At 29.6% G+C, this 17,961-nt stretch carries 19 protein-coding genes; 8 read left to right on the top strand and 11 right to left on the bottom strand.

All coding sequences use genetic code 11. From position 1 onward, the window contains the following. Positions 1–188: 188 nt before the first annotated feature. From BLP75_RS17060 to dnaA, 11 genes are all read right to left on the bottom strand, one after another. Positions 189–965, bottom strand: coding sequence for a SigB/SigF/SigG family RNA polymerase sigma factor (locus BLP75_RS17060; RefSeq protein ID WP_092727755.1), 777 nt, complete (start codon positions 963–965; stop codon positions 189–191). Continuing rightward, positions 965–1,372, bottom strand: coding sequence for an ATP-binding protein (locus BLP75_RS17065; protein ID WP_242872458.1), 408 nt, complete (start codon positions 1,370–1,372; stop codon positions 965–967). Before BLP75_RS17065 ends, BLP75_RS17060 begins: the two co-directional genes overlap by 1 nt. A 3-nt stretch (positions 1,373–1,375) precedes the next feature. Beyond that, complete coding sequence (locus BLP75_RS17070) at positions 1,376–1,693, bottom strand: STAS domain-containing protein (protein ID WP_170139205.1); 318 nt, start codon at positions 1,691–1,693, stop codon at positions 1,376–1,378. 24 nt (positions 1,694–1,717) lie between these two features. After that, the gene (locus tag BLP75_RS17075) at positions 1,718–1,975 is read right to left on the bottom strand and encodes a hypothetical protein (protein WP_092727756.1); all 258 of its coding nucleotides are present in this window, start codon (positions 1,973–1,975) and stop codon (positions 1,718–1,720) included. After that, entirely contained in the window at positions 1,975–2,259 is a 285-nt protein-coding gene (locus BLP75_RS17080; protein ID WP_092727757.1) for a YtxH domain-containing protein, read from the bottom strand. The genes BLP75_RS17075 and BLP75_RS17080 overlap by 1 nt, the downstream gene beginning before the upstream one ends. A 59-nt stretch (positions 2,260–2,318) precedes the next feature. Further along, positions 2,319–4,745 (bottom strand): DNA gyrase subunit A, encoded by a 2,427-nt coding sequence (gene gyrA, locus BLP75_RS17085; RefSeq protein WP_092727758.1) that lies wholly within the window; start codon positions 4,743–4,745, stop codon positions 2,319–2,321. 18 nt (positions 4,746–4,763) lie between these two features. Continuing rightward, positions 4,764–6,665 (bottom strand): DNA topoisomerase (ATP-hydrolyzing) subunit B, encoded by a 1,902-nt coding sequence (gene gyrB / locus BLP75_RS17090; RefSeq protein WP_092727759.1) that lies wholly within the window; start codon positions 6,663–6,665, stop codon positions 4,764–4,766. Continuing rightward, positions 6,666–7,781 (bottom strand): DNA replication/repair protein RecF, encoded by a 1,116-nt coding sequence (gene recF / locus BLP75_RS17095; RefSeq protein WP_092727760.1) that lies wholly within the window; start codon positions 7,779–7,781, stop codon positions 6,666–6,668. Between the two features lie 15 nt (positions 7,782–7,796). After that, positions 7,797–8,003 (bottom strand): S4 domain-containing protein YaaA, encoded by a 207-nt coding sequence (gene yaaA / locus BLP75_RS17100; protein WP_092727761.1) that lies wholly within the window; start codon positions 8,001–8,003, stop codon positions 7,797–7,799. 158 nt (positions 8,004–8,161) lie between these two features. Further along, on the bottom strand, positions 8,162–9,268 hold the full coding sequence (gene dnaN, locus BLP75_RS17105; protein ID WP_092727762.1) for a DNA polymerase III subunit beta: 1,107 nt from the start codon (positions 9,266–9,268) through the stop codon (positions 8,162–8,164). A gap of 241 nt (positions 9,269–9,509) precedes the next feature. After that, positions 9,510–10,829 (bottom strand): chromosomal replication initiator protein DnaA, encoded by a 1,320-nt coding sequence (gene dnaA / locus BLP75_RS17110; protein WP_092727763.1) that lies wholly within the window; start codon positions 10,827–10,829, stop codon positions 9,510–9,512. Between the two features lie 669 nt (positions 10,830–11,498). Here dnaA and rpmH point away from each other — a divergent pair. The 8 genes from rpmH to rsmG all read left to right on the top strand — a co-directional run bounded on the left by rpmH (position 11,499) and on the right by rsmG (position 17,847). Beyond that, entirely contained in the window at positions 11,499–11,633 is a 135-nt protein-coding gene (gene rpmH / locus BLP75_RS17115) for a 50S ribosomal protein L34 (RefSeq protein ID WP_042277507.1), read from the top strand. 79 nt (positions 11,634–11,712) lie between these two features. Beyond that, positions 11,713–12,066 carry a ribonuclease P protein component gene (gene rnpA / locus BLP75_RS17120; protein WP_092727764.1) on the top strand — a complete coding sequence of 118 codons (354 nt, stop codon included), beginning with the start codon at positions 11,713–11,715 and terminating at the stop codon, positions 12,064–12,066. Between the two features lie 55 nt (positions 12,067–12,121). Further along, a complete protein-coding gene (gene yidD, locus BLP75_RS17125; protein ID WP_207645443.1) occupies positions 12,122–12,343 on the top strand; it encodes a membrane protein insertion efficiency factor YidD in 222 nt (73 codons plus the stop codon). Between the two features lie 29 nt (positions 12,344–12,372). Next, on the top strand, positions 12,373–13,074 hold the full coding sequence (locus BLP75_RS17130; protein ID WP_092727766.1) for a YidC/Oxa1 family membrane protein insertase: 702 nt from the start codon (positions 12,373–12,375) through the stop codon (positions 13,072–13,074). Then, entirely contained in the window at positions 13,046–13,681 is a 636-nt protein-coding gene (gene jag / locus BLP75_RS17135; protein WP_092727767.1) for an RNA-binding cell elongation regulator Jag/EloR, read from the top strand. Before BLP75_RS17130 ends, jag begins: the two co-directional genes overlap by 29 nt. Positions 13,682–13,805: 124 nt before the next feature. Then, positions 13,806–15,185, top strand: a complete 1,380-nt coding sequence (gene mnmE / locus BLP75_RS17140; RefSeq protein WP_092727768.1) for a tRNA uridine-5-carboxymethylaminomethyl(34) synthesis GTPase MnmE — start codon at positions 13,806–13,808, stop codon at positions 15,183–15,185. 54 nt (positions 15,186–15,239) lie between these two features. After that, on the top strand, positions 15,240–17,135 hold the full coding sequence (gene mnmG / locus BLP75_RS17145) for a tRNA uridine-5-carboxymethylaminomethyl(34) synthesis enzyme MnmG (protein ID WP_092727769.1): 1,896 nt from the start codon (positions 15,240–15,242) through the stop codon (positions 17,133–17,135). Then, the gene (gene rsmG, locus BLP75_RS17150) at positions 17,128–17,847 is read left to right on the top strand and encodes a 16S rRNA (guanine(527)-N(7))-methyltransferase RsmG (protein ID WP_092727770.1); all 720 of its coding nucleotides are present in this window, start codon (positions 17,128–17,130) and stop codon (positions 17,845–17,847) included. Before mnmG ends, rsmG begins: the two co-directional genes overlap by 8 nt. Positions 17,848–17,961 lie beyond the last annotated feature (114 nt).

Raw genomic sequence — 17,961 nt, forward strand, 5'->3', positions numbered from 1 at the left:
TTTCTATAAATTAACCTACTGTTTAATTTTCAAAGTTCATTTTCTAACAACTTCTTTAGTTTAACAAATCATTCAAGCTTTGTCAACATTTTTCTACAAGTTGTTTTTTATTTCGTTATCCTTTTTCTTAAGGACAAGTAATAATATACTATATAATTAACAGTAGGTCAATAGTTTTTATTAATTTTTTATAAGTTTTTTTCGTATTCTTTTCTAAGCTTCTCTACAATCTTTCTTTCTAGCCTTGAAACAGTCATTTGAGATATGTCTAATTCCTTTGCTATCGCCGATTGTGTTTTATCTAAGAAGAATCTATCTTTAAATATTTTAACTTCTAATTCATTTAAATTTTCAATAAACTTATTTACAAAATCCATTTGCTCTATATTACCAAAGCTACTTTCCTCTTTACCAATTTTGTCTATAAGTGTTATATCTTTGTCTTCTGAATCATCATTATTAGATGAATCTAAAGAAATAGGTTGATAACCGTATGATGCTTCCATAGCCTCTAATACATCTTCTTCTGTACATCCTATATAATTTGCAATATCTTTTACTTTTGGGTGTTTTTTATTTTTTTGTTCTAATATAACTTTCGCTTCGCTTATCTTTTTACTTAACTCTTGGATACGTCTTGGCACTCTAAGTGTCCATACCTTGTCTCTAAAGTATTTTTTTATTTCACCTATTATAGTAGGAGTTGCAAAACTAGAAAATTCATATCCTTTTTCTATATCGTATCTATCTATTGCATATATTAATGCTAACGAAGCTACCTGATATATATCATCAAACTCTACACCTTTATTTATATACTTCTTTGCTAGCAAGTTTACTAAATACAGATGCCTTTCTATAAGAATATCTCTGATATCTTTATTGCTCTTATCACTACTGTATAGTCTGAACAATTCCTTTGTATCTATATCTAGGTAATTAGTAGCATTAGCTACATTCTTCATTAATTATCAACTCCTAAATATTTAGTCATTTTTATTGTTGTCCCTTGATTTTCTATAGACTCAATAGAAACATCATCCATTAGTGTTTGTATTATAAATAATCCTAATCCATTCTCTTTTGGGTTTTCTAAATCTGGTTGTGGAATATTTTCGATATTATATCCCTCTCCCTTATCAGATATCTCTATAGTCAATCCATTTTCTAGCATTGTATACGTTATATAGAAAATATCATCATTACTATGCTTTATAGCATTAGTACATGCCTCTGATACTGCTACCTTCATATCTTCTATATCGTCTATTGAAAAACCTATTTTATTTGCTATACCTGAAGTTGTTAATCTTATAATTCCTACATATTCAGGATTTGAAGTTATTTCCATTTTAATTGTTTCACAAGTCAAAGCCTATCCCTCCACTTTAAATATTTTATCTAGACCTGTTATAGTAAAAATTTTCCTAACATTGCTCTTAGGATTTAATATGTATATTTCTTTGTCTTCTATTTTTAATTTTTTAAGAACTCCTATCATTACACCTAATCCCGTAGAATCTATGTAATCTAAGTTAGTAAGATTAATTTTCATATCAACTATCTCTTCTTCTGCTAACTTATGTAAGTGTTCTTTTAATTTATCTGCTGTAGAAACATCTAACTCTCCTTCTAAAGCAATATCCCAAAAATTATTTTGACTATCTAACTTAGAATTTATATTTATTGACATTTATAAGCCTCCTCGTAGTATCCTTTATCTTTTGAAAAATTTAAATACTTTAGTTATACTTGTAATTTTAGTTACAACATCCGTAATTTCTTCTGTGTTTCTTGTAATAGATGCAACATTTTCTATAGTGTCATGAATATGCCTTTCATTGTAATCTATTATTTTATAAGCTTTCTCTACTACTTTTGTAGTGCTATTTAATAATCTACCTATGTATATAGCTACAATTAATGCTGATGCACCTATTAAAACAGCCCCTATTTGCCATCCCATTGCATCCATTAATTAGTATCTCCTTCATCTTCAAAAGTTCTACTTATAACTATTTCATCTTCACATATATTTATATTATCATCTATAAAATTATCATCTATGATAGTATTTATCTTTTCTTTAACTCCATCAAATGTTTCTTGTAAAACTTCTCTTGGATTATCTTTTACATCTTCTATCTTTTCCTTAGCATCTTTTCTTAATTCAGAACCTTTTTTTGGTGCAAAGAATAGACCTGCTATAAATCCTAAGAATGCTCCTAATAATAAATATTTCCCTTTTCTGCTACTCATAATCTAAACTCCTTTCGTACTTTAGGTACTAAATTATGGAAAAAGAATAGGATAAAATCCTATTCTTCTTCTATATTTATTTTAGCAATAGAAACAACATTAACTTCGTCGTTAGTTTTCATTAACTTAACTCCGCTTGTTACTCTTCCAAATAATGATATTTCATTAACTCTTAGTCTTATAAGAACTCCATCTGAGTTTATTATCATCATTTCATCATCTTCATTTACCATTTCAGCACCTACAAGCTCTCCTGTTTTTTCAGAGATGTTATAAGTTTTTATACCTTTACCGGCTCTAATTTGTATTCTATACTCGTCTATATCTGTTCTCTTACCAAATCCATTTTCACTTACCACTAATAAGTCTGTACCTTCATCACATAAGCTTACAGAAACTACTTTATCATCTTTAGCTAATGTTATACCTTTTACTCCCATAGCAGTTCTACCCATATGTCTTATATCATTTTCATCAAACTTAATAGACATACCGCCTTTAGTTACTAGAAGTACTTCTTTCTCTCCATTTGTTAACTTAACGCCTATAAGTTCATCGTCTTCTCTTAGCCCTATAGCTATAAGCCCCGATTTATTTATATTTCTAAACTCTTCACGCTTAGTTTTCTTAACTATACCGTTTTTAGTTGCTAATAATAAATATTCATTTTCACGAGCTTCATCTATTGCTATTAGAGTTGCTATTTTTTCATTAGGTCCTAATTGAAGTAAGTTTACTATAGCTGTTCCCTTAGCTTGTCTCTTTCCTTCAGGTATTTCATAAGCATTTAATCTAAATACTCTACCTTTGTTTGTAAAGAACAATAATCTACTGTGAGTCGTTGTTGTTACGAGATGTTTTACGAAGTCTTCTTCTCTTGTTGTAAGAGCAGATATACCTCTTCCACCCCTATTTTGACTCTTATAAGTATCCGCTGGAACTCTCTTTATGTATCCAAAATGAGTAAGAGTTATAGCTATTTCTTCCTCTTCGATAAGATCTTTTACATCTATCTCACCTTCAGCATGTCTTATTTCTGTTCTTCTTTCATCAGCATGATTTTCTTTTATTATTAACATTTCTTGTTTTATTACATTAAGAAGTAATCTTTCATTTGCTAATATTTCTTTTAATCTATTTATTTTCTTTATAAGCTCTTCATATTCAGCTTCTATCTTATCTCTTTCTAATCCAGTAAGTCTTTGAAGTCTCATATCTAAGATTGCTTGAGCTTGAACTTCACTCAATCCAAACTTTTCCATAAGTCCTGCCTTAGCTTCTTGAGTAGTCTTAGATGCTCTTATTAAACTTATTACTGCATCTATATTATCTAACGCTATTCTTAATCCTTCTAATATATGAGCTCTTGCTTCTGCTTTATTTAATTCAAACTTAGTTCTTCTAGTTACAACATCTTTTTGATGTTTTACATAGTAATACAGCATTTGTTTAAGATTTAATACTCTTGGTTGTCCATCAACTAAACAAAGCATTATTATACTAAATGTGTCTTCCATCTGAGAATGTTTATAAAGATTATTTAATACTATATTAGCATTAACATCTCTCTTAAGTTCTATAACAATTCTCATACCATTTCTGTTACTCTCATCTCTTAGATCTGAGATTCCTTCAATTTTCTTATCTTTAACTAAGTCAGCTATTTTTTCAACTAATCTAGCCTTATTTACTTGATATGGTATCTCTGTAACAATTATTTGCTGTTTTCCTTTAGGAAGCTCTTCTATATATGCTCTTGCTCTAACTTTAACTTTACCTCTACCAGTTCTATATGCATTTGCTATATTTTCCTTACCCATTATTATTGCAGATGTTGGGAAGTCTGGTCCTGTTATATATTGCATTAAATCTTCTACTGTACAATCTTCATTATCAATTAAATATATTGCCGCATCTATAACTTCAGCTAAGTTATGAGGTGGTATACTAGTTGCCATACCAACAGCTATACCATTAGATCCATTTACTAAAAGGTTTGGATATCTTGATGGTAGTACAGATGGCTCCTTTAATGATTCATCGAAGTTTGGTATAAAGTCTACTGTCTCTTTCTCTATATCTCTTAATAATTCAAGAGATAATTTACTCATTTTTGCTTCTGTGTAACGCATTGCGGCTGGTGAGTCACCATCTACAGAACCAAAGTTACCATGCCCATCAACTAAAAGTCCTCTAGTTGAGAAATCTTGAGCCATTCTTACCATTGCAAAATAAACAGCAGTGTCTCCATGTGGGTGGTATTTCCCCAGAACGTCCCCAACTATACGGGCAGACTTTCTATAAGGTTTATCAGGAGTTAAATTTAATTCACTCATTGAATATAATATTCTTCTATGAACTGGTTTAAGACCGTCTCTAACATCAGGAAGAGCACGACCAGCTATAACGCTCATCGCATAATCCATATACGATTTTTTCATTTCATCCGCTATCTCTAAAGGGAGTATTCTATTATTTTCTTCCATTTATACTCATCCCCTTTCCTATATATCTAAGTTTTTAACGTATTTTGCATTTGTTTCAATAAATTCTTTTCTTGGGCCAACTTTATCTCCCATAAGCATTGAGAATACTTCATCTGCCATTGCAGCATCATCTATAGATACTTGTAATAATGTTCTTGTTTCTGGGTTCATTGTTGTATCCCATAACTGCTCAGCATTCATCTCTCCTAGCCCTTTGTATCTTTGAAGCTCTACACCTTGTCTTCCAATTTGTTCTAATAAATCTTCTAATTGCTTATCAGAGTAAACATAATGTTCTTTCTTTTGCTTCTTAACCTTGTATAGAGGTGGTTGCGCAACATACACATATCCATTTTCTATAAGAGGTCTCATATATCTGAAGAAGAATGTTAAAAGTAAAGTTCTTATATGTGCTCCATCGACATCGGCATCGGTCATTATTACTATTTTATGATATCTTGCTTTTTCTATATCAAAGTCATTACCTACTCCACATCCGTATGCAGTTATCATATTCTTTATTTCATCAGATGATAATATTTTATCTAATCTAGATTTTTCAACATTAAGTATTTTCCCTCTTAATGGTAATATTGCTTGTGAATGTCTATCTCTACCTTGTTTAGCTGAACCACCGGCAGAATCCCCTTCGACTAAGAATATTTCACTCTTAGCAGGATCTTTCTCAGCACAGTCAGCTAATTTCCCTGGTAATGATGTACTTTCTAATACACTCTTTCTTCTAGTTAATTCTCTTGCTCTCTTTGCTGCTTCTCTTGCCCTTTGAGCTCTAAGACCTTTATCAACTATGATTCTAGCTGTAGTTGGATTTTCTTCTAAGAATGATCCTAGCTCTTCTACTGTTACGCTATCAACCATCCCTCTCATTTCAGTGTTTCCTAGCTTAGTCTTTGTTTGACCTTCGAATTGAGGCTCAGGAAGCTTAACTGATACTACAGCCGTAAGTCCTTCTCTTATATCTTCACCTATTAAGTTAGGGTCGCTTTCTTTTAATAACTTATTTCTTTTTGCGTATTCATTTATAGTTTTAGTTATAGCAGTCCTAAATCCAGCTAAGTGAGATCCACCTTCATGAGTGTTTATATTATTTGCGAAAGAATATATGTTCTCTGTATATCCATCAGTATATTGCATAGCTAGCTCAACTACACAATCTTTCACTTTTTTATCTATATAAACTATATCATCATGTATCCCAGTTCTAGACTTATTTAAATACTTAACATATTCAACTAATCCACCTGTGTAATGGAACTCTTTTATTTTTGGACTCTCTTCTCTTTTGTCCTCAAATACAATTTTAATTCCTTTATTTAAGAAAGCTAACTCTCTAAGTCTATGCTCTAAAGTTTCATATTTAAATTCAGTTTCTTCAAAAATTGTTTCATCAGGCATAAATTTTGTTACTGTTCCTGTATGAGTAGATTCTCCTACAATTTCAAGTTCAGTTACAGGTATTCCTTTTTCATAAGTTTGTCTGTATATTTTTCCATTTCTAGAAACCTCTGCTACTAACCACTTAGATAAAGCATTAACAACAGAAACCCCAACTCCGTGAAGACCTCCAGATACTTTGTATCCTCCTCCACCGAATTTTCCTCCTGCGTGAAGAACTGTTAAAACTGTTTCTAAAGTAGATTTTCCAGTTTGAGGATGAACTTCTACGGGTATACCTCTACCATTATCTTTTACTAAGATACTTCCATCTTCATTTATAGATATATATATTTCTGAACAGTATCCTTGTAGTGCCTCATCTATACTGTTGTCTACTACCTCATAAACTAAATGATGTAAACCTCTAGGTCCAGTTGAACCTATGTACATACCAGGTCTTTTTCTAACTGCTTCTAATCCTTCTAGGACTTGTATCTGACTTGCACCGTATTCTTGTTTCATCTAGTTCCCTCCATTCTCTATGTTTATAACATGTCCACTTTCTATATTGAAAATAGTCGTGTTACTTTTATCAAATATATTTTTATGTGCAATTTCAGCTGTTGTAATAAACATCTGAACTACATTTAAATTGTCTACCAAAAGCTTTTGTCTCGTTTCATCTAACTCACTAAAAACATCGTCTAATATTAATATTGGATACTCTCCAACTTCATTATTTATCAGCTCTATCTCCGATAATTTTAATGAAATTGAAGCTGTTCTTTGTTGTCCTTGAGATCCATACAATCTCACATCTAATCCATTTATATAGATATTTAGGTCATCTTTATGTAATCCATATCTTGTAGTTCTTGTTTCGATATCATGTTCTCTGTTAGACATTAGCTTTTCTATAAATTTGTTGTAAACTGTTGAAGTTGTATCTTCATCACATATATTTAGTTGATTTTTATATGTAATTGATAATTCCTCAATTCCTCCAGTTAACTTTTCATGTAAATTTTTTGATATATTTGCGATTTTTTTTATAAAATCTCTTCTAAGTATATATATATAACTCCCATATTTAGCTAGGCTTTCATCATAAACATCAAGCAATGCACTATCTACATTTTTACTCTTAAGAAGCTGATTCCTTTGAAATAAAATTTTATTATAATTAGTTAGATAATTATAGTATTTAGGCATAATTTGACTGATTTCCTTGTCTATAAATGACCTACGCTCTTTAGGACCTTCTTTAACTAGCCTTAAGTCTTCTGGCGAAAAAATTACAACGTTTATATTTCCAAGCAGTTCATAGATTTTTTGTATGTGAATTTTATTTACTTTTATACCTTTTTTATTCTTGCCAATAGCTACTTCAATTAGACCATTTGTATGCTCTTTCGAAAAATTACCTCCAACATAAAGATTCTCAGTTTCAAATTTTACAATCTCCTTATCTTTGCTAGTTCTAAATGATTTTCCAAAAGATAGCATATATATAGATTCTACTATATTCGTCTTTCCTTGGCCATTTTTTCCTACAAGAAGATTAACTTTTTTGTTGAATTCTAGATATAAATTGTCATAGTTCCTAAAATTCACTAATTGCAAACTATTTAGTCGCATAAAAGGCTCTCCTTTTTACACTACTTTTATTTTATTTCCTTCAACTTCTACGATATCTTGAGGTCTTAATTTTTTACCTCTTCTAGTTTCAACTTCTCCATTAACCTTTACTAAACCTTCTAATATTAAAAACTTAGCATGTCCTCCTGTCGAAGCTAAATCTGCTAACTTTAGAAATTGATCTAATTTTATATATTCTGAATCTATAGTTATTTCAATCATTTTTATCCTCCTAATTTGATAGTTTTAGCTATATTTTAACTAATCACTAAAAATATATTATATCATAAACGCCTTATAATTACATGTATTAAAAGAAAAGAGAGTGCTTTAAGATGATTTAACAATCATTTTTTTGACACTCCCTTTGTCTGTAATAATTATATATTTGATGATATTCTTACTGGAAGTAATAAGTATGTATACTTAACTCCATCCACCGGTTTTATTATGCAAGGATTTACATTTGTTGTAAATTCTATAAATATTTCTTCACTATCGATATTTTTTAACCCCTCTAAGAAATATCTAGAGTTAAATGCAATATCTAAGTAATCTCCTTCTAATTCTAAAGAAACTTCTTCATAAACATTTCCTTTGTCTGTATTAGAAGTTATAGCCATAGCATTATCTCTAATTGATAGTTTGATTAAGTTATTTTTTTCTGATTGAGATAGTAAAGATGCTCTTTCTATACTATTTAACAATTCTTTTGTATTTAATTTAACTCTTGAATTGTGCTCTCTCGGCAATAATTTTTTATAATCTATAAATTCACCTTCTAAAAGTCTTGTTATTATTTTAGTGTCATTAATTATAAATATTGCATTTTTTTCATCAAATCCAACTTTTACATCTTCTTCTGATGATAATAAGCTATTTACATCAGTTAGAGCTTTACCTGGTATTATAACTTTTGCATTATTTATCATATTATCAACTTGGCAACTTCTTACTGCAAGTCTATATCCATCTATTGCTACTAAGCTTATATCACCATCTACTATTTCTAAAAGTTCACCCATTAATACAGGTTTTGTTTGATCTTGAGATATAGCAAATACAGTTTGCTTTATCATATTTTTTAATAAATCTTGAGGAATATTGTATAAATCCTCTTTATTTACTTCTGGTAATTTAGGAAACTCTTTTGCTGAATCTCCTTTTATTTTAAATCTCGAGTTTACACAATTTATATAAACATTATTTTCATCATCAGTTTCTATTTCTACAAATGAATCAGGTAACTTTCTAATAATATCCCCAAAAAGTCTAGCATTTACTACTATTTCTCCTTCTTGAATTACCTCTGCTTGTGTATAAGTTTCTATTCCTATTTCTAAATCATATCCAGTTAATGTTAATTGATCACCTTTTGCTGATAATAAAATACCTTTTAAAAGCTCTAAAGTAGTTTTTCCATTAATAGCTTTTTGAGAAATACCTATTTTATTAGCTAAAAGTTTTTGATTACAAATTATTTTCAATGTGGATAACCTCCTCGCGACATATATATAAAAAAATAATAAAAAATATTAGTAGTAATAGTAGTAGGTGTTGTTGATAATGTGAATAACCATCTCAAACGTAATAGCACCAAAGATATCAACATGTTTATAAGTTGTTGATATCTTTGTTAGTTTAAAAAGGATATTTTGTTAATATTTTTTAGACAAAAAAATACACACACCTCTATTAACACCATATCCACAGACAATTGTTTATAAATTATCCCTTTAAATCTGATATTATCTTATCTATTTTCATTTTTATTTCTTCATTTGCTTGTATATCTTTAATTATCTTATCGTGGGCATGAATAACTGTTGTATGATCACGTCCTCCAAACTCTTCTCCTATTTTTGGTAAAGATAAGTCTGTAAGTTCACGAGATAAATACATGGCTATTTGTCTTGGATAAGCTATTGATCTAGTTCTTTTCTTAGAATTGAAATCTTCCATTTTTAAATCAAATACAGTCGCAATCTTTTCTTTTATACGATTTACAGTTATTTCTTCTGTTTTCGTAGTAGTTATTATATCTTTTAGTGCTTCAGCAGCTAATTCAAAAGATATATTTCTATTAGTAAGAGATGAATAAGCTATTACTCTAGTTAAAGCGCCTTCTAATTCTCTTATATTTGATTTAATATTTTTAGCTATATAAGTAGTAACTTCGTTAGAAACTTCTATGTTTTCCATTTGAGCTTTTTTTCTAAGTATAGCTATTCTAGTTTCAAAGTCTGGTGCTTGTATATCAGTTATAAGCCCCATTTCAAATCTAGATCTTAATCTATCTTCTAGTGTTGGAATTTCTTTTGGTGGTCTATCACTAGAAATTATTATTTGCTTATTTGCTTCATGTAATGAATTAAAAGTATGGAAAAACTCTTCTTGAGTTCTTTCTTTTCCTGCTATAAATTGAATATCATCTATAAGTAAAATGTCTACGTTTCTATATTTATTTCTAAATTCTTCATTTCTATCGTCTTTTATCGAGTTTATAAGCTCGTTAGTAAACTTCTCTGAAGAAACATAAACAACCTTTGGATCTTTTTTTTGAGTCATTATATGATGACCAATGGCATGCATTAAGTGAGTTTTTCCTAATCCAACACCTCCATATAAGAAAAGAGGATTGTATGCTTTAGCTGGAGATTCAGCAACTGCAACGCATGCAGCGTGAGCAAATCTATTACTATTACCTATAACAAAAGTATCAAAAGTATATTTAGGATTTAAATTAGGATAACTGCTTTTGGACTTTGTTAGCTTATTTTCTTCATCTAAGCCTTCTACATCTTTTTCACTTAAAACGAATTTTACTTTGTATTTTTTTAATGATAGCTGATTTACTGAGCTTTCTATTAGATTTAAGTATCTATCCTCTAAAATACTCTTAGTGAAATCATTGGGTACTAAAAGTATTAAATCACTCATGTATATTTTTAAAGGTACTATTTGCTTAAAAAAAGCATTAAAACTAGGCGGAGATAACTCGCCTTTGATTAATTGTAGTGTTTTGTCCCATAAAGAAACTATATCCATAATATAAACCTCCGAACAGAATAATTAACATTTTCCACAAAGTTATTAACAAAAAAGCAAAAAAAATATAAGTTTTTTAAATAATAACTATATTTATGGATAATCGTGTGGATAAAATACTAATAACACAAATTATTCTCAAAAAGTAAAAAGATATAAACAATATGTATATAAAGTTATAAATAGTATCAATATATAATAAATGTAGTTTATAACTAAAGTATTAGCGAAATACATATAAGTTATACACATTTATATCCACAGCTTGTGAATAACCTTAATAAGTTAATATTTCTTATTAACATTATCAACAAGTATATTAATAATATCAGAATAAGTGGCAAACTTCAATATTTTATACTTAATTTATCCACAATATTACATAGCTGTTGATAAATTAATACACAATAGCAAAATCAATCATTTGTATATAATCAAAAAATGACATGAAATGAGCTATGTTGATAACTAATGCTAAGAATATTTCTATTTATATATATTCTGGTTAAATATATGTAATATAAGGTAAGTAATTTTGTTGTTTAGCATGTCCAAAAACTCGTTGACAACAAATATAAAAGCATTTATAATTGTATGTGTTATGTTTACTTTGAGGGTAAAGTTATTATTTTTATAAACGGAAAAAAAATCTGAAAGGCGGTGTAATAAATGAAAAGAACTTATCAGCCAAAGAAAAGACAAAGAAAGAAAGAACATGGTTTCAGAAAGAGAATGAAGACGTCTAACGGAAGAAACGTGTTAAGAAGAAGAAGAGCTAAAGGAAGAAATAGATTAACTCATTAATAATTAAAAAGGCCGCTGTGAAAGTGGCCTTTTTGTGTAGAAACTATAATTTATAAGCTGTGTTTACGGAGGGTTTAAGATGGACTTTAATAAAACAAAAGGCTTGAAAAAAGACTCTGATTTTAGAAAAGTATACAAACACGGCAAATCTTTTGCAAATAAGCATTTAGTAATGTATATACTGGAAAATAAATCAGATATTAGTAGAGTAGGATTTTCTGTTTCTAAGAAGGTTGGAAAAGCTATTGTTAGAAACAAAGTAAGAAGAAGAATAAGAGAAGCTTACAGATTAAATATAGATGAAAACGTTAAAAATGGATACGATATAGTACTTATAGCTAGGGTATCTAGCAAAGATGTAGAATATAAAGATATCGAAAAGTCTTTAAATCATTTAGCTAGAAAAGCCAATATTAAATTGCAAGAACAATAATAGTTTTAGCATGGAGGCCTTGATTTTGGGAAAAATAAATTTTATATTAAAGGAAATGAATAGATACTTGGCGAAATTATGTATTTGTTTAGTTAGATTCTATCAAAAATTTATATCTCCGTTAAAAGGACCTACCTGTAGATTTTATCCGACTTGTTCTCAATATTCAATAGAGGCCTTTAGGAAATATGGATTAATAAAAGGTATGTATTTAACGATAAGACGAGTATCAAAATGTCATCCCTTTCATCCGGGGGGCTATGATCCTCTAAAATAAAAGACAATATACTCTAGGAGGTATAAAAATTGAGCATTATAAGTAATTTATTAGGACAGGTGCTAAAAATAATAGTTGAATTTGTTCAGAACTATGGACTATCAATTATATTATTTACAATTTTTGTAAAGGTATTATTGTTACCTCTTACAATAAAACAAACGAAATCAACTAAGGCTATGCAAGATATACAGCCTAAGATGCAAGAAATACAACAAAAATATAAAGATAAACCAGAAAAGCAACAACAAGAAATAATGAATTTATATAAAGAAGCAAAAATAAATCCGTTAGCAGGATGTTTACCATTATTAATACAATTCCCTATATTAATAGGACTTTATAATGTATTAAGAGATCCTGTAGCGTGGGGAGTTTTCGCAGATAAAGCTGCTTTTGCTAATGCCGATATGGTATTTTTATGGGTACAGAATTTAACAAAGCCAGATTACATATTAGCTATAATATCAGGTGCAACAACATTTATAATGCAAATGTTAATGATGCCAAAAGACCAACAACAAGGATCTATGAAAATTATGACTTATGTAATGTCTGCAATGATGTTATATTGGGGGTTCATGTTCCCAGCAGGTCTTACATTATATTGGACTGTAGGTAACTTATTCTCTATAGCTCAACATTATTTAGTAATGAATCCTCTAAGAGCTAAGCTGGCTAATTCTAAGGAGGAAGTAATAAATGATAGCAAGCCTAGAAATAAGAAGTAAAACTCAAGATGAAGCTGTAAGCAAAGCTATAACAGAGTTAAAGGTAAGTTTAGAAGACTTAAATGTTCAAGTTTTAGAGCAACCTAAATCTGGATTTTTAGGATTTATAGGTGCAAAAGAGGGGCTATATAAGTTTACAGTAATAGAAAAAGAGTTAAGTGAACTTGAAATAGCTCAACAGTTTGTTGAAGGCATACTAAAAAACTCTAAAATAGAAGCTGTAGTAAAGGTTACTCAAGATAACAATTTAATTAAAGTAGACATAGAAGGTAAGGATGCAGCATGTTTAATAGGTAGAAGAGGAGAAACATTAGACTCTATACAATTCTTAACTGGACTAGCACTTAATAAAATAAATAAGGACTCTCACATGAGAGTTCTTGTAGATATAGAAAACTACAGATCAAAAAGAGAAGAATCTCTTGTAAGATATGCAAATAAAGTGGCTAGAGAAGTAGCAAAGACTAAAAAAACAAAGAAATTAGACTATATGAATCCTTATGAAAGAAGAATAGTTCATTCTGCTCTTCAAAATGATAAATATGTAACTACATACAGTGAAGGAACTGATCCATACAGAAGATTAGTTATAGAATATAAAAGATAAAACATAACCTCCTATAGTAATAGGGGGTTTTATTTTTGTCAATTATTTTATATAATGATAAGATTAAGGAAACAATTAAAGTAACGAAAAAAAATACGAAATTATATAATAAGAGGTGATAGATTTGTTTATAGATGATACTATAGCAGCAATAGCAACTGCACCAGGTGAAGGTGGTATTGGCATTATAAGAATTAGTGGAGAAAGATCACTATCAGTTGCAGAAGAAATATTTAGATCTATGTCGGGAAAACTAATAAAAGATTACAAAACAAGAACTTTGGTATATGGAAATATTGTAGATGGGGATAAAGTAATAGACGAAGTTTTAGTTGCTTACATGAAAGGGCCAAACTCATATACAGCTGAAGATGTTATAGAAATAAATTGCCACGGTGGATTTATATCTGTAAAAAAAATATTGGAACTTATACTATCTAAGGATGTAAGGCTTGCTGAGCAAGGAGAATTTACAAAAAGAGCATTCTTAAATGGAAGAATAGACCTATCTCAAGCCGAAGCCATAATAGATGTTATAAAAGCGAAGACAGATATGGCTCATGAAGTTGCTCAAAATCAATTAGAAGGATCTTTATCTAATAAGATAAAAGATTTAAGAATGAAGGTAACAGAAGTATTAGCTCATCTAGAAGTTGCAATAGACTTCTCGGAAGAAGATGTTGAAGAAATAACATATCAAACTTTAGAAGAAAAAGCTCGTGAACTTAAAAATGAAATAAAGAAATTATATGATACAGCTGAGAGTGGTAAGATACTTAGAGACGGATTAAAAACAGTTATAGTAGGAAAGCCGAATGTTGGTAAATCTTCATTACTAAACTCTATATTAGGCGAAAATAGAGCTATAGTTACTGATATACCAGGAACAACAAGAGACGTTATAGAAGAGTTTGTAAATATAAAAGGGATACCTCTGAAAATAGTAGATACAGCTGGAATAAGAGAAACAGAAGATGTTGTTGAAAAAATAGGGGTAGAAAAATCTAAAGAATCTTTTAATTCAGCAGATTTAGTGATTATGGTACTTGATTCATCAAGACAGCTTTCTGATGAAGATTTAGAAATATTAGCAAACTTAGAAAATAAAAAGACTATAGTTTTATTAAATAAAACAGATTTAGAGCAGAAAATAGAGGAAGATAAAATAAGACAATATGTCGATAATGATAGTATAATAAGAATATCAGCTTTAAAACATGAAGGAATTGAAGAAATTCATGATAAAATAGAATCGATGGTTTATAAAGGAAGTATAAAAAATACTTCAAGTTTAGTAATCACAAATTCTAGACATAAAGATGCATTATTAAGAGCATATGAATCTATAAATGATGCTATAAGCGCTATTGAACAAAATTTACCATATGATTTTATAGAAGTTGATTTCAAAAATATATGGGACTATTTAGGATATATAAACGGAGATACTGTAAAAGAAGACTTATTAGATACAATATTTAGTAACTTCTGTATAGGTAAATAATAGAAGAATTATGTTTTTCGTGAAACATTAATGTTTAACAGAAAGGATATTAACATGATAAATTTCGAAGCAGGAAAATACGACGTAATAGTAGTTGGAGCTGGTCATGCTGGTTGTGAAGCAGCATTAGCAACAGCTAGAATGGGACATAAAACATTAGTAGTTACTATGTCTTTAGATACTATTGCCTTAATGCCATGTAATCCATCAATAGGTGGTACAGGAAAAGGACAATTAGTTAAAGAAATAGATGCACTAGGTGGAGAGATGGGTGTAAATGCAGATAAGACACTTATACAAAGTAGAATGTTAAATACTGCAAAAGGTCCAGCTGTTCACTCTTTAAGAGGGCAAGCAGATAAGTTCAGATATCATACGGAAATGAAAAGAACTTTAGAAAATGAACCTAACTTAGATATAGTTATGGATGAAGTAGTAGATGTATTACATGAAGGACAAGTTGTTACAGGTGTAGTAACTAAGTTAGGCTGCAAATATGAAGCTAAAGCTGTAATATTAGCTACAGGAGTATACTTAAATTCAAGAGTATTTATAGGAGAGGCTACTCTAGATGAAGGTCCTAATGCGTTAGGATATTCTAAACATTTAACAGATAAGTTAGTAGACTTAGGTTTAAATATGAGAAGATTCAAAACTGGTACTCCAGCAAGAATCCATAGAGATAGTATAGATTTTTCTGAAATGTCTATCCAAGAAGGAGATGAAAGAATAACTCCATTCTCATTCTTAACAGATAAAGTAGATATAGATCAGGAACCTTGTTACTTAACAAGAACTAATTTAAAAACACATGAAATAATAACTAGCAATTTAAATAGAACTGCAATGTATCGTGGAGTAGCACAGAGTACAGGAGCAAGATATTGTCCATCAATAGAAGATAAGGTAGTTAGATTCAGTGATAAAGAATCACACCAAATTTTCATAGAGCCAGAAGGTTTAGATACTAAGGAAATGTATATTCAAGGTATATCAACAAGTTTACCTTATGAAGTACAATTACAAATGTATAAGAGTATCAAAGGACTTGAAAATGCTAGAATAATGAGACCTGCATATGCAATAGAATATGATTGTATAGACCCAACTCAATTAAAAATAAACCTTGAAATAAAAGGTGTAGAAAACTTATTTAGTGCTGGTCAATTTAACGGTACTTCAGGATATGAAGAAGCTGCAGCGCAAGGTCTTATAGCTGGTATAAATGCAGCATGCAAAATAGGAGGAAAAGAGCCTTTTGTGCTTGATAGATCAGAAGCATATATAGGTGTTTTAATAGATGATTTAGTAACAAAAGGAACTAATGAGCCTTACAGAATGATGACTTCAAGATCAGAATACAGATTATATCTAAGACAAGATAATGCAGATATGAGACTTACTGAGAGAGGTTATGAAATAGGATTAGTAAAAGAGGATAGATACCAAAGATATTTAAATAAAAAATCGCAAGTAGAAGAAGAGCTAGAAAGATTAAAGATAGAAAGAGTTACACCAAAAGAAGTAAATCATCTTTTACAAGAATTAGGTGCATCTGAAATAAAAGTTGGATTATCTTTATATGAATTCTTAAAGCGTCCTGAAGTTACATATAGCTTAATAGAAGCTATAGGAAAGGGTGCTGGAGAAGATGTTTCAGAAGAAGTTAAAGAACAATGCGTTATAATGACAAAGTATGAAGGATACATCGATAAGCAATTAAAGCAAATAGATCAATTTAAAAAACTTGAGAATAAGAAACTTCCAAATGAAATAGATTACTTATCTATAGATGGATTAAGAATAGAAGCTAGACAAAAGCTAGATTCTATAAGACCTGTATCTATTGGACAAGCGTCTCGTATATCAGGAGTTTCTCCTGCAGATATATCAGTACTTCTTATCTATTTAGAGCAAATGAGAAGAAGTAGAGGAGGACAAAATGACTAATAGAGAATTATTAAGAAAAGGTCTTGAAGATTTAGGAATAAAAGCTAACGACAAAATGTTGGACAATTTTAATATTTACAGGGAAATATTAGTCGATTGGAATCAAAAAATGAATCTTACAGGGATAGAAGATGAAAAAGAAGTGTTTATAAAACACTTCTTAGATTCTGTTTCATCAGTTGAAAACGGGTATATAAAAGATGGAATATCATTAATAGATGTTGGAACAGGAGCTGGTTTTCCTGGTTTACCATTAAAAATCTGTTTAGAAAATATAAACTTAACTTTATTAGATTCATTAAATAAAAGGATAAATTTCTTACAAGAAGTAAGCAATAACTTAGGATTAGAGAATGTAGAATTTATACACGGTAGAGCAGAAGATTTTGGGAAATTAGAAGAATATAGAGAACAATATGATGTAGCAACTGCTAGAGCTGTTGCTGGATTACCTATATTAATGGAATTCTGTGTACCATTCGTTAAGGTTGGAGGATATTTTGTGTGTCTAAAAGGTCCTAACGCAAATTTAGAATTAGAAGAATCTAAATCTGCTATGGAAGTTTTAGGGTTAGAGTTCGTAGAAAAAATAGATATAGAGCTTCCAGAGACTGATTTAAAGCACAATATATTAGTATTTAAAAAAGTAAAAAATACGCCAGAAAAATATCCGAGAAAAGCAGGAAAACCTGCAAAAAGCCCTATAAAATAAAACTAATTAGTATAATAAAGATAAGATATATACTATAAAATAGCTAAAAATATACTAAAAATGAAATAAAATAGAAGGATTATGTGAGTATATGAAGAAATATTATACTCATAT

It is taken from the genome of Romboutsia lituseburensis DSM 797, assembly GCF_900103615.1.
In the GTDB taxonomy this organism is placed as follows: Bacteria; Bacillota; Clostridia; order Peptostreptococcales; family Peptostreptococcaceae; genus Romboutsia_F; species Romboutsia_F lituseburensis.